General features: G+C 67.6%; 7 protein-coding genes. 5 read left to right on the top strand and 2 right to left on the bottom strand.

Going from position 1 to position 13,135, the window contains the following annotated elements:
* The 4 genes from dnaA to gyrA all read left to right on the top strand — a co-directional run bounded on the left by dnaA (window position 1) and on the right by gyrA (window position 8,175).
* Complete coding sequence (gene dnaA, locus TBR22_RS00005) at window positions 1-1,344, top strand: chromosomal replication initiator protein DnaA (protein WP_239490895.1); 1,344 nt, start codon at window positions 1-3, stop codon at window positions 1,342-1,344.
* A 289-nt stretch (window positions 1,345-1,633) separates the two neighbouring features.
* The gene (gene dnaN, locus TBR22_RS00010; protein WP_239490896.1) at window positions 1,634-2,734 is read left to right on the top strand and encodes a DNA polymerase III subunit beta; all 1,101 of its coding nucleotides are present in this window, start codon (window positions 1,634-1,636) and stop codon (window positions 2,732-2,734) included.
* Window positions 2,735-2,859: 125 nt separating this feature from the next.
* Window positions 2,860-5,436: a DNA topoisomerase (ATP-hydrolyzing) subunit B gene (gene gyrB / locus TBR22_RS00015; RefSeq protein ID WP_305068760.1), complete on the top strand. Its 2,577-nt coding sequence runs from the start codon at window positions 2,860-2,862 to the stop codon at window positions 5,434-5,436.
* 120 nt (window positions 5,437-5,556) lie between these two features.
* Window positions 5,557-8,175 (top strand): DNA gyrase subunit A, encoded by a 2,619-nt coding sequence (gene gyrA, locus TBR22_RS00020; protein ID WP_239490897.1) that lies wholly within the window; start codon window positions 5,557-5,559, stop codon window positions 8,173-8,175.
* 110 nt (window positions 8,176-8,285) lie between these two features.
* Here the strand turns inward: gyrA and TBR22_RS00025 are convergent, their stop codons facing one another.
* The gene (locus TBR22_RS00025) at window positions 8,286-10,598 is read right to left on the bottom strand and encodes an ATP-dependent helicase (protein WP_239490898.1); all 2,313 of its coding nucleotides are present in this window, start codon (window positions 10,596-10,598) and stop codon (window positions 8,286-8,288) included.
* Between the two features lie 186 nt (window positions 10,599-10,784).
* Here TBR22_RS00025 and TBR22_RS00030 point away from each other — a divergent pair, with 186 nt between their 5' ends.
* Complete coding sequence (locus TBR22_RS00030; protein ID WP_239490899.1) at window positions 10,785-11,144, top strand: four helix bundle protein; 360 nt, start codon at window positions 10,785-10,787, stop codon at window positions 11,142-11,144.
* Between the two features lie 69 nt (window positions 11,145-11,213).
* Here the strand turns inward: TBR22_RS00030 and glmS are convergent, their stop codons facing one another.
* A complete protein-coding gene (gene glmS, locus TBR22_RS00035; protein ID WP_239490900.1) occupies window positions 11,214-13,058 on the bottom strand; it encodes a glutamine--fructose-6-phosphate transaminase (isomerizing) in 1,845 nt (614 codons plus the stop codon).
* Window positions 13,059-13,135 lie beyond the last annotated feature (77 nt).

Raw genomic sequence — 13,135 nt, forward strand, 5'->3', positions numbered from 1 at the left:
ATGAGTGAACACATCTGGGAACGCGTCCTCGCCCGTGTCGAGGCGAAACTGAACCGGCACACGTTCCTGACCTGGTTCAAGCCGACCCGCTTCATCCGCGAGGACGGCGACACCTTCATCGTCGAGGTCCCCGACGGGACGGTGCGCGACTGGTTGCTGCGCCACTACGGGTCGATCCTGGCCGAGGCCGTCGCGGAGGCCGGGCGACCGGGCGCCGTGGTGTCGTTCGTCCCAGCCGATGGCTCGGCGCCGGTGGAACCCTCGCCGGCCGAGGATCTGCTGATCCGCCAGGCCGACGACCCCTCCCTCCCGGCGAGTCCCACCCAGGGCCCCTCCGGGCTGAACCACCGTTACACCTTCGAGACCTTCGTGGTCGGGCCGTCGAACCAGTTCGCCAACGCCGCGGCCCGGGCGGTGGCCGAGGCGCCGGGGCGATCGTACAACCCGCTGTTCCTGTACGGGGGCGTGGGCCTGGGCAAGACGCACCTGATGCACGCCATCGGGCAGTACGTGGACCGCCATCACCGGCAGGCGATGCTCACCTACATCTCGTCCGAGCGGTTCATGAACGAGATGATCAACGCCATCCGCTACGAGCGCATCATCGACTTCCGCGAGCGCTACCGGAACGTCGACGTGCTGCTGGTCGACGACGCGCAGTTCCTGGCCGGCAAGGAAGCGACGCAGAACGAGTTCTTCCACACGTTCAATGCGCTCTACGACGCCGGCAAGCAGATCGTCCTGAGCAGCGACCGACCGCCGCACGAGATCCCGGCGCTCGAGGAGCGACTGCGTTCGCGCTTCAACTGGGGCCTGATAGCCGACATCCAGCCGCCCGATCTCGAGACCAAGGTCGCGATCCTCAAGAAGAAGGCCGACGCCGACGGCGTGCCGCTGCCCGACAACGTCGCGCTGTTCATCGCCACAAAGATCAAGTCGAACATCCGCGACCTCGAAGGATCGCTGATCCGGCTGGTCGCCTACGCCTCGCTGACCGGCAAGGACATCACCCTGGCGCTGGCCCAGGACGTCCTGCGCAGCATCATCGGCACCGAGGAGAAGGCGATCACGATCGACACGATCCTGAAGTTCGTCGCCGACTTCTACGGCGTGCGCCCGAGCGAGCTCAAGGCGGCCAGCAACTCGCGCAACATCGTGATGCCGCGCCAGATCGCGATGTACCTGTGCAAGTCGCTGACGTCGGCGTCGCTGCCCGACATCGGACGAGCGTTCGGCAAGCACCACTCGACGGTGCTGCACTCGATCCGGAAGGTCGAGGACGAGCGGGGCAAGGACAGCGATTTCAACAGCCAGATCAACGCCATGCTGGACAATTTCCGCTAGGCGGACCGGCGGCGGACGAGGTTTTCCACAACCCGGGCGAGGCGACCCTGTGGACAACGTGTGGAGGCCGGGCGGCAGGGCTGGCGCCCACAGGATCGGGGCCGTTTTTGCACACCATCCCTGCACAGGGTAAATGGTTGTAGGAAATGGGTTTAGATGCTGCCCACACAGCTTCAAACGCCCTTCTGATCTCTGTTATACTTCTTTTCTTGCGATCTCTATGGAGAACACCTCCTAGGGACGTCGCACGCGCCAAGGGGCTCGCTCCCGTACACGAGGTATCGGCTGCATGGAACTGGTGGTCCGCAAGAACGATCTGCTCCGCGAACTGCAGTTGTTTCAAGGCATCGTGGAACGCAAGAACACCATGCCCGTGCTCGCCAACGTGCTGCTGCGTGCCGATGGCAACCAGGTGGAGCTGGTGGCTACCGACCTCGACGTGGGGCTCCGCAGCACCTGTGTGGCGCAGAGCCTGGCCAAGCCGGGCACGCTGACGCTGCCGGCCAAGAAGCTGTTCGAGATCGTCAAGGCGCTGCCCGAGACCGACATCCGCATCGAGCAGAACCGCTCGGGGGTGACCGTCGCCGCGGAGCGCTTCGAGTCGCACCTCTCCACGCTGCCGGCCGACGACTTCCCGCAGTTGCCGACCGTGGGCGACACGGTGGCGACCCTGCCGCGTGAGCCGATCAAGCAGATGGTCGCCAAGACCATGTTCGCCATCACCGGCGAGGACACGCGCTACTACCTCAACGGCGCGCTGTTCGTGCTCAAGCCGGACAGCATGAGCCTGGTCGCGACCGACGGGCACCGCCTGGCGCTGGTCACGGTCACCGGCGAGACCGGCGCGGCCGAGGGCAAGGCGCTGCTGCCGAAGAAGACGATGCAGGAGCTGAGCCGGCTGCTCGCCGACGGCGAGGGCGACGTCCTGTACGAGCGCGCCGAGAACCACCTGTTCTTCACGGTCGGCGGCCGCCGCCTGTTCTCGCGGATGATCGACGCGCAGTTCCCGGCGTACGAGCGCGTCATCCCGAAGAACAACGACAAGCAGATCGAGTTCGAGCGCGATCGCCTCACCAGCGCCATTCGTCGCGTGTCGCTGCTGTCCAACGAACGGTCGCGGGCGGTGCGCTTCCTGATCTCGAACGGCAAGGTCGAGGTGACGTCGCAGAGTCCCGACCTCGGCGAGGCCAAGGAAGAGCTCCTGGTCACCTACGAGGGGCCCGACGTCCAGATCTGCTTCAACGCGCAGTACGTCACCGACTTCCTGGCGGCGGTCGAGACCGAGCAGGTCAGCCTCTCGTTCCGCGACGAGATGAGCCAGGCGGTGATGAAGCCCGTGGGCGCCGACGGGTACGACTACACGTACGTGATCATGCCGATGCGTCCGTAGGCGCGCCGCGCCGCACGCATCACGCGGCTGCCGCCGGCCGACGCCGCCGACGCCGCGCGAGACCGGGAGAGGTGGGTGGCATCGACGCGCCGCCCCCACCCGGTGAACGTCCCTTGCGAGTCCCGATGGAACCGACCACCAGCCCGAACACCGAGTCAGAGACCCCGATGCGCCCCGCCAACGGGGCGGCCGAAGAGTACGGCGCCGATGCCATCAAGGTGCTCGAAGGCCTCGAGGCCGTCCGCAAGCGGCCGGGCATGTACATCGGCACCACGGGCGAAGCGGGCCTCCACCACCTCGTCTACGAGGTCGTCGACAACTCGGTCGACGAGGCGCTCGCCAAGCACTGCACCGAGATCAACGTCACCATCCACGTCGACGACTCGGTGACGGTGATCGACGACGGACGCGGCATCCCGGTGGACATGCACGAGAGCGGCAAGAGCGCGGCCGAAGTCGTGCTCACCGTCCTGCACGCCGGCGGCAAGTTCAACCAGGAAGGCAGCGCGTACAAGGTCTCCGGTGGCTTGCACGGCGTCGGAGTGTCGGTGGTCAACGCGCTGTCGGAGCAGCTCGACCTCGAGATCTGGCGCAACGACAAGGTCTACCAGCAGAGTTATGCGCGCGGCGTGCCGATGGCACCGCTGGTCGAGACCGGCACCACCAAGAAGCGCGGGACGAAGGTCCACTTCAAGCCCGACCCGACGATCTTCGAGGCGACGGTCTACAGCTTCGACACGCTCAACAACCGCTTGCGCGAGCTTGCGTTCCTGAACGCCGGCCTGATCATCACGCTCGAGGACGAGCGTGGCGAGGGACGGCACGCGCGCTACGAGTACAAGGGCGGCATCGTCGAGTACGTGCAGTTCATGAACCGCGCCAAGCGGGCGGTGCACGAGGCGCCCATCCACATGCGGGGCGAGCGGAACGAGATCGAGGTCGAGATCGCGCTCCAGTGGAACGACTCGTACGACGAGAACCTGTACACGTTTGCCAACAACATCAACACGCACGAGGGCGGGTTTCACCTCTCCGGCTTCAAGGCGGCGCTGACCCGCACGGTGAACGCGTACCTGTCGAGCGCGAACCTGCCGAAGGATCTCAAGGACACCCCGATCAGCGGCGACGACGCGCGCGAGGGCCTGGCGGGCGTGATCAGCGTCAAGATCCCGAACCCGCAGTTCGAGGGCCAGACCAAGACCAAGCTCGGCAACACCGAGGTCAAGGGGATCGTCGAGACGATCGTCAACGAACGGCTCGGCGCGTTCTTCGAGGAGAACCCGGCCGTCGCGCGCGCGATCATCCAGAAGGCCGCCGACGCGGCGCGGGCCCGCGAGGCGGCGCGCAAGGCGCGCGACCTGGTCCGGCGCAAGGGCGTGCTCGACGGCAGTTCGCTGCCCGGCAAGCTGGCCGACTGCCAGGAGCGCGATCCCGCGCAGAGCGAGATCTACATCGTCGAGGGCGACTCGGCAGGCGGGTCGGCCAAGCAGGGTCGTGACCGCCGCTTCCAGGCCATCCTGCCGATCAAGGGCAAGATCCTGAACGTCGAGAAGGCCCGCTTCGACAAGATGCTGAGCAGCGACGAGATCAAGACGATGATCGCCGCGCTCGGCACCGGCATCGGCCGCAAGCGCGAGGAAGGCGACAAGGACGGCTTCGACATCGCGAAGCTGCGGTATCACCGCGTCATCATCATGACGGACGCCGACGTCGACGGATCGCACATCCGTACGCTGCTGCTGACGTTCTTCTACCGGCAGATGCGCGAGCTGATCGACAACGGCCACATCTACATCGCGCAGCCGCCGTTGTACCGCGCCAAGCGCGGCAAGCAGGAGGTCTACATCAAGAACGATGCGGACCTCGAGGCATACCTGATCAAGCGTGCGACCGACTCGCGCGTGCTGCGGCTGGTCGAGAGCGGCCAGGAGTACAGCGGCGAGGCGCTCGAGACGCTGCTGCACAAGCTGATCGCGTTCGACCGCAACCTCCGTCACGTCGAGCGCCGCGGCGTGCCGCAGGACGTGGTGCGGGCGCTGCTGAACGCCGGGGCGCGGGACCGGACGTTCTTCAGCGATCGCGGCCGCATGGACGCGCTCGCGGCGGAACTCTCGCACGAGCAGCGGATCGTCTCGGTGGTCGTCGACGAGGAGCACAACGCGCTGCTGTTCGAGATCGACGACCGCAGCGCCGGCTACCCGCGGGTGTCACGGGCCGGCATCGAGTTCGCGCAGACGCCCGACTTCCGCGCGCTGGTGAACAGCTACCGCGACGTGTCAGGCATCCACGGCCGCATGGTGGTGACGCAGGTCGGGGCCCCGCAGGCCGAGGAGCCCGAGGAGGTCGCCGCCGAGCCGGGTGCTGCCGATGCCGGTGGCGAGGCTGCGGCCGAACCCGTGCGTCGAGTCGCCCGCAAGGACGCCGACCACGAGGTGCAGTCGCTCTCGGACCTGGTGGACTACTTCCTCGAGGTCGGGCGCAAGGGCGTGGCCATCAACCGCTACAAGGGCCTCGGCGAGATGAACCCCGAGACGTTGTGGGAGACCACGATGAAGCCTGAAGTGCGCACGCTGCTGCAGGTGCGCGCCGAGGATCAGGCCGAAGCGGACCTGATGTTCTCCACCCTGATGGGGGACCAGGTCGAGCCGCGCCGCAAGTTCATCGAGGACAACGCCCTCGACGTGAAGAACCTCGACGTGTAGGCGCGGTTCCCCACGTCTGCAAGGCAGGGCCGGCTGTTCCCCCTCGACGTCGCTCGGGGCAGGCAGCGCGGCGCTCTCACCCGGTCGTCGACCGCGTGAGACACAAGACCCGATATCGCTATGAGCACCCCTCCGCCGACCCGCGTGCCCGTCACCATCGAAGACGAGATGCGCCGTTCGTACATGGATTACGCGATGAGCGTGATCATCGGGCGCGCCCTGCCCGACGTGCGCGACGGCCTGAAGCCGGCGCACCGGCGCGTGCTCTTCGCCATGCGGCAGATGGGCCTGGCGAGCAATCGCGCCTATCGCAAGTGCGCCAAGATCGTCGGCGAGGTCATCGGCAACTACCACCCGCACGGCGACGCGTCGGCCTACGACACGCTGGTGCGCCTGGCGCAGGACTTCAACATGCGCTATCCCCTGGTCGATCCCCAGGGGAACTTCGGCAGCATGGACGGCGACCGGGCGGCGGCCTACCGCTACACGGAAGCCCGCCTCGAGGCGCTCGCCGAGGCGCTGATGGCCGATCTCGACAAGGACACCGTCGAGTTCGTGCCCAACTTCGACGAGACGACGACCGAACCCTCGGTCCTGCCGACCCCGATCCCGAACCTGCTGGTGAACGGGTCGACGGGCATCGCCGTCGGCATGGCGACCAACATCCCGCCGCACAACCTCACGGAGTTGGTCAACGGGATCATCGCCATCGCCGATCCCGAACAGGCGTTCACGATCGACGAGGAGGGCCGTCCGCAGCCGCTCACCCGCGACGAGAAGCGTCGCCGGCTGCTGCAGCACGTGCTCGGCCCCGACTTCCCCACCGGCGGCGTGATCGTCGGCCGCGCCGGCATCGTGTCGGCGTATGCGACCGGTCGCGGCACCGTGATCGTGCGCGCCAAGAGCGAGGTCGAGACGATCGGCCGCGGCGGCGATCGCCAGGCGATCGTCATCACCGAGGTGCCCTATCAGGTCAACAAGGCGAAGCTGATCGAGCGCATCGCCGACCTCGTGCGCGACAAGACGATCGAGGGCATCTCCGACATCCGCGACGAGTCGGACCGCCAGGGCATCCGCGTCGTCATCGAGCTGAAGCGCGGCGAGATGCCGGATGTGGTGCTGAACAACCTCTACAAGCACACGCCGCTGCAGTCGTCGTTCGGCATCATCATGCTGTCGATCGTCGACGGCCGGCCGCGGGTGCTGCCGCTGCTCGAGATGCTCGAGCGGTTCATCGAGTTCAGGCGCGAGGTGGTGCGTCGGCGCACGGAGTTCGAGCTCCGCAAGGCCGAGGCGCGTGCGCACATCCTCGAGGGCCTCAAGATCGCGCTCGATCACATCGACGCGGTGATCGCGCTGATCCGCGCTGCCAAGAGCCCGGGCGAGGCCCGCGAAGGCCTGATGTCCAGCTTCGGGCTGTCGCAGCTACAGGCGCAGGCCATTCTCGACATGCAGCTCCAGCGCCTCACCGGCCTCGAGCGGCAGAAGATCCTCGACGAGCTCGCGGAGTTGATCAAGGAGATCGAGCGGCTGCGTGCCATCCTCGGCAGCGAACGGCTGGTGATGGAGATCGTCATCAACGAGCTGAAGGATGCCCGTGACCGCTTCGGCGACGCGCGGCGGACGCAGCTGGTCGAGGACACCAGCGACATCGACATCCTCGACCTGATCGCCGACGAGGACATCGCGATCACGGTGAGCCACAAGGGCTACATCAAGCGCACGTCGCTCGACGAGTACCGGTTCCAGGGCCGCGGCGGCGCCGGCACGATCGGCATGCGCCTGCCCGACGACGACTACGTGCACCACCTGTTCGTGGCGTCGACGCACGCGTACCTGATCGTCTTCTCGGACCGCGGTCGCGCCTACTGGCTGCGCGTCCACGAGATCCCGGAGGCCGGCCGCGATGCGCGCGGCAAGTCGATCGCGAACCTGGTGCAGATGACGGCCGGCGAGAAGGTCGCCGACGTCGTCGCGGTGCGCGAGTTCCCGTCGGAAGAGGGCCAGCGCTTCGTGGTGATGGGCACGCGCCGCGGCGTCATCAAGAAGACCGACCTCAAGGCGTACTCGAACCCGCGCGCCGGCGGCATCATCGCGATGGGCGTCGAGGACGACGACGAGGTGATCGCGGTGCAGCTGTCGACCGGCACGCAGCAGGTGTTCATCGGCACCCGCGGTGGCACGGCAATCCGCTTCCCCGAGTCGCGCGTGCGGGCGATGGGCCGGACGGCCTACGGCGTGCGCGGCATCTCGTTGCGCGAGGGCGACGAGGTCGTGGCCATGGAGGTGGTGTCGGAGTCGGGCGCCATGCTCACCGTGACGGCCAACGGGTACGGCAAGCGGACGCCGCTCAGCGAGTACCGCATCACGGGTCGCGGCGGCGTCGGGATCCGCAACATCCAGCCGTCGGACCGCAACGGCCCGGTGGTCGGCGTCACGCACGTCGAGGACGACAACCAGGTCCTCATCATCACCAAGGACGGCATGGTGATCCGGATGGCGGTGGCGCCGTTGCGGCCCATCGGCCGCAACACGCAGGGCGTGCGCCTCATCCGCCTCGACGAGGGGGACCGCGTCGAAGCGCTGGCCCGGCTCGACATCGCGGAGGTCGCTGCTGACACGTCCGAGGTGGTGGCGCCGCTCGAGACCGAGGGCGCCGTCGAGGAGCCGCTCGACGAGCCGATCGAGGATGTCGTCGACGAGTCCGACGACGCCGACGACACGGACGGCGAGGCCTGAGGTCGTCACGCACGTAGCGAGACCGCCGACCTGAAGGTCGGCGGCTACGCCACTCCATCTCGCAGGCGCTCCATCTCGTAGGCGCCGACCTTCAGGTCGGCGCACCGCGCCTAGACCGGCTGCAGGCGCGCGTACTTGGCGATCAGCTTCTTGGTGCCCACCGTCTGGAAGTACACGGTGAGCTTCATGTCGTCGCCCTTGCCGTCCACTTCCTTGACCGTGCCGACGCCGAACTGCGCGTGGCGAACCTTCTGCCCCGCCTTCGGCCGGGATCCGTCGCTCGACTGGTCCTCGTCCTCGTACTTGTACGTGGTCGCCGGCGCCTCCTCACGCGCCGGCGTCCGGCGTCCGTACGGGTTCGGCCGCGATTCGTAGGCAGCGCGGCCGCCGTACGACGAGGTGCCGAACGAGCGGGCGCGCGTGTACGACGGGGTCTCCAGCACCAGTTCCTTCGGGATCTCGTCGAGGAAGCGTGAGGGCTCGGTCGCCTGGTACTCGCCGAAGACGCGTCGGCGCGCGGCGCTGGTGAGCAGCAGGCGCGACTGCGCCCTGGTCATGCCCACGTAGCAGAGCCGGCGCTCCTCCTCGATCTGCTCCTGGTCCTCCCCTGCCCGGCTGTGCGGGAAGAGGCCCTCTTCCATGCCGGCGAGGGCGACGACCGGGAACTCCAGGCCCTTGGCGGCGTGCATGGTCATCAGCCACACGCGCGCGCTGTTGGACCCCTGCGACTCGTCGGCTTCCGACAGCAACGACAGGCGATCGACGAAGCCGCCGATCGACGCGTCGGCCTCCCGCTCCTCGTACTCGCGCGCGGTCGAGACGAATTCGGCGAGGTTGTTGATGCGGCTCTCCGCTTCCTCGGTGTTCTCCTCACGCAGCGCCTTGAGGTAGCCCGATTGATCGAGCATCTTGCCGATCAGCGTCGACACCGGCTCGTGCTTCGCGATGCCGACCAGGGCGTCGATCAACTCGACGAACTGCTTGAGCGCGTTGTGGGCGCGACCTGGCAGGGTGCGGGACGCAATCAGGTGCGTCGCCCTGGCCCAGAGCGACTGCGACGCCGCGACCTCGAACAGGCCGGCCGCCATCATCGGCGGCGCGCTGCCGCCCGCGCCGGGGTCGTCGCGCTCGAGCGCGTCCATCACCGACTTGCCGATGCCGCGCGCCGGCACGTTCACCACGCGCCTGAAGCTCACATCGTCGTGCGGGTTGATGATCAGCTTCAGGTACGAGAGCGCGTCCTTCACTTCCTTGCGCTCGTAGAAGCGGACGCCGCCGATGATGCGGTACGGCGTGCCGTCGCGCATCAACTGATCTTCCAGCGCGCGCGACTGCGAGTTGAGGCGATACAGGATGGCGACGGTCGCGTCGCGCCGCGCGGTCACCTCCTTGCGCAGCTCGCGCGCGATGAACGACGCCTCCTCGAGCTCGTCCTCGCCGCGGAAGTACGTGATCAGGTCGCCCCGGCCCTGCTCGGTCCAGAGGCGCTTCTCCTTGCGGTCCGCGTTGTTGGCGATCACCGCCGACGCCGCGTCGAGGATGTTCTGGGTCGAGCGGTAGTTGCGCTCGAGGCGGACGGTCGCGGCCTCGGGGAAGTCCTGCTCGAAGTCGAGGATGTTGCGCAGGTCGGCGCCGCGCCACTTGTAGATGGACTGGTCGGGATCGCCGACGACGGCGAGGTTGTGCCGGGCCCCCACCAGGTGCTTGATCAGCAGGTACTGCGGCCTGTTGGTGTCCTGGTACTCGTCGATCATCACGTACCGGAACTGCCGCTGGTACTTCGAGCGCACGCCCTCGTGCTCGAACAGCTCCACGGTCTTGAGGAGCAGGTCGTCGAAGTCGAGCGCGTTGGCTCGCTCGAGGGCCTTCACGTAGCCGTCGTAGATCTTCGCGATCTGCTCGTCGCGGTAGGAGCCGTTGCCGACCTTGTCGGGGGCCTCCATGCGGTTCTTCGCCTGGCTGATGCGCCCGAGCACCTGGCGCGGCTGGATCAACTTGTCGTCGATCTGCAACTCGCGCATCACCTGCTTGACCGCGACCTGCTGGTCGCTGCTGTCGTAGATCACGAAGTCGCGCGACAGGCCGATGGCCGGCGCCTCGCGCCGCAGCAGCCGTGCACACAGCGAGTGGAACGTCGACACCCACACGTCGCGTGCGTCGGCGCCGATCAGCTTCCCGACCCGCTCCCGCATCTCCTCGGCAGCCTTGTTGGTGAAGGTGACCGCCAGCACCTCGAACGGCCGGGCGAGCCCGCTGCCGATCAGGTACGCGATGCGATAGGCGATGACGCGCGTCTTCCCAGAGCCCGCCCCGGCCAGGATCAGCAGCGGTCCGTCGGTGTGCAGGACGGCGTCGCGCTGCTCGGGGTTGAGGGAGGAGAGGAAATCCTCGCCGGCAGTCGGCAGTCGGCGGTCGGCAGTCATTGTCTCAGCGCGACCAGAAGCGCCCTGTGCGTTCGTGTGACTCATTGACGGAGGACTCGAGGCCGAGAGTGCGCCAGGCGTGGCTGTAGCGTCGTTGCAGTTTCTGCACGATCACTTCAGGAACCTCGATTATACCGTCGCCACGCTCGAAGCACCGTCTGGCCCTTGCCGTGCAATGCCCGCCGTGTGCACCCACGCTCATTCAGGGACCTCGAGGTGTGGCAACTCTCGAAGGAGTTGGCCAAGTGCGTGTACCACGCCACCCTCACCTACCCCTACATGCATCGCATCGAGATCGGCTCACAGATGCGGAGAGCATCCGTGTCGGTCGCCTCGAACATCGCAGAGGGATACCGACAGAGATCCCGGCATGCCTATGCCCGGTATCTGAACATCGCTGCGGGCAGCAACGCTGAACTGGAGACGCAACTGGACCTCGTCAGGGAACTCGGCATCGGAGACCCTGAGGGGGTCTCGGAGATGGCAGCACTTTGCCACCGTGTGGGCCGCATGCTCAACGCGCTCGTCTCGAGGCTGGAGTCGTGACGCAGCCGACAGTGCTGCCACTGCCCCGCCATGGAGCTGGCACTGCCGACTGCCGACTCCCGACTGCCGTCACTCGACCGTGACCGACTTCGCGAGATTCCTCGGCTGGTCGACGTCGCAGCCTCGCAGCACGGCGACGTGGTAGGCGAGCAACTGCAGCGGCACCGTCATCGTGATCGGTGACAGCAGCGGGTGGATCGGCGGGAGCACGAGGCGCGCGTCACGGCGGGGATCGAGCAGCGACCAGAGGTGCGGCTCCCCCTCCTCGGTGATCGCGATCACCGAGCCGCCGCGGGCCTTCACTTCCTGCACGTTGCCCAGCATCTTCTCGAACACGTGATCGCGCGGCGCGAGCGCCACCACGGGCATCTTCTCGTCGATGAGCGCGATCGGGCCGTGCTTCATCTCGCCGGCCGGATAGCCCTCGGCGTGGATGTACGAGATCTCCTTCAGCTTCAGCGCGCCCTCGAGCGCGATCGGGTAGTGCATGCCGCGCCCGAGGAAGAGGAAGTCGGAGCACTGGTAGAAGCGACGCGCCACGTCCTCGAGATAAGGCGCGCACGAGAGCACCTGCTCGACGTGACGCGGCAGCTCGGTGAGGGCCTGCAGGATGGGCCGCACGGCGTCGGCGTCGAGCACGCCGCGGGCGCGTCCGAGCTTCAGCGCCAGCAGCGTCAGCGCCACGAGCTGCGTCGTGAACGCCTTGGTGGACGCGACGCCGATCTCGGGTCCCGCGTGCGTCTGGATCGTGCCCTCGGCCTCGCGCGTCGCCATGCTGCCGACGACGTTGCAGATGGCCAGCGTCCGCGCGCCCTGCCGACGCGCCTCACGCAGCGCGGCGAGCGTGTCGGCGGTCTCGCCCGACTGCGTGATCGCCACCATCAGGTCGGTCGTCGCGATGATCGGCTGGCGGTAGCGGTACTCCGAGCCGTAGTCCACGTCCACCGGGATGCGTGCGAGCTGCTCGATGAGGAACTTCCCCACCAGCGCCGCGTGCCACGACGTGCCGCAGGCCAGCAGCACGACGCGAGAGAACCCGGTCATCGCCGCCGTGTCGAGGTTGGCCTCCGGCAGGTGCACGTCGCCCTGCTCCATCGACAGCCGCCCGACCAGCGTCTCCTTGATCGCCCACGGCTGCTCGAAGATCTCCTTGAGCATGAAGTGCTTGTACCCGGCCTTCTCCGCCATCACCGGATCCCAGGTGATGCGCTGCGCCTGGCGCACGACCGGTCGCCCGTCGGCGTCGAAGAACCGCACGCCCTCGCGCGTGAGCACCGCCACCTGCCCGTCCTCGAGGAACACGACGTCGCGCGTGTGGGCGAGGATGGCCGGGATGTCCGAGGCGACGAACCACTCCTGTTCACCGAGGCCGATCACCACCGGCGGCCCGTTCCGCACGGCAACGATGGTGCCCGGGTCGGCGCTCGAGATGACGACGAGCGCGAACAGGCCCTGCAGCCGCGCCAGCGCCCTCCGCACCGCCGCATGCAGCCCATCGTCACGGAGCTCGAGCCCGATCAGGTGCGCCACGACCTCGGTGTCCGTCTCGGTGCGGAACACGATGCCGCGGCCCTGCAGCTCCTTCTTGAGCTCGAGGTAGTTCTCGATGATCCCGTTGTGGACGAGGACCACGCGCCCGGACTGGTCGCGGTGAGGGTGGGCGTTCTCCTCGGTGGGGCGACCATGGGTGGCCCACCGGGTGTGCCCGATGCCGTAGGTGCCGCGCAGCGGCTGCTCGTGCAGGGCGCGCTCGAGGTTCCCGAGCTTGCCGGCACTTCTGCGAACGTCGATGCCGTCGGGGCCGACGACGGCGATGCCGGCCGAGTCGTAGCCGCGATACTCGAGGCGCCTCAGGCCGTCGAGCACCACGGGCACGACGTCCTGCTGACCGATATACCCGATGATGCCGCACATGCCACGGGATCAGACACCGTGGCCCGCACCAGGCGCAAGCCGAACCTTACTGTTGGGCTGGAGTCCGCCGGCCCCGC

It is taken from the genome of Luteitalea sp. TBR-22 (assembly GCF_016865485.1).
Classification (GTDB): Bacteria; Acidobacteriota; Vicinamibacteria; order Vicinamibacterales; family Vicinamibacteraceae; genus Luteitalea.

Bases quoted from the DNA above. Each gene is read 5' to 3' on its own strand.
- glmS (WP_239490900.1), bottom strand. From the start codon at position 13,058: ATGTGCGGCATCATCGGGTATATCGGTCAGCAGGACGTCGTGCCCGTG.
- dnaA (WP_239490895.1), top strand. From the start codon at position 1: ATGAGTGAACACATCTGGGAACGCGTCCTCGCCCGTGTCGAGGCGAAA.
- TBR22_RS00025 (WP_239490898.1), bottom strand. From the start codon at position 10,598: ATGACTGCCGACCGCCGACTGCCGACTGCCGGCGAGGATTTCCTCTCC.
- gyrB (WP_305068760.1), top strand. From the start codon at position 2,860: ATGGAACCGACCACCAGCCCGAACACCGAGTCAGAGACCCCGATGCGC.
- dnaN (WP_239490896.1), top strand. From the start codon at position 1,634: ATGGAACTGGTGGTCCGCAAGAACGATCTGCTCCGCGAACTGCAGTTG.
- gyrA (WP_239490897.1), top strand. From the start codon at position 5,557: ATGAGCACCCCTCCGCCGACCCGCGTGCCCGTCACCATCGAAGACGAG.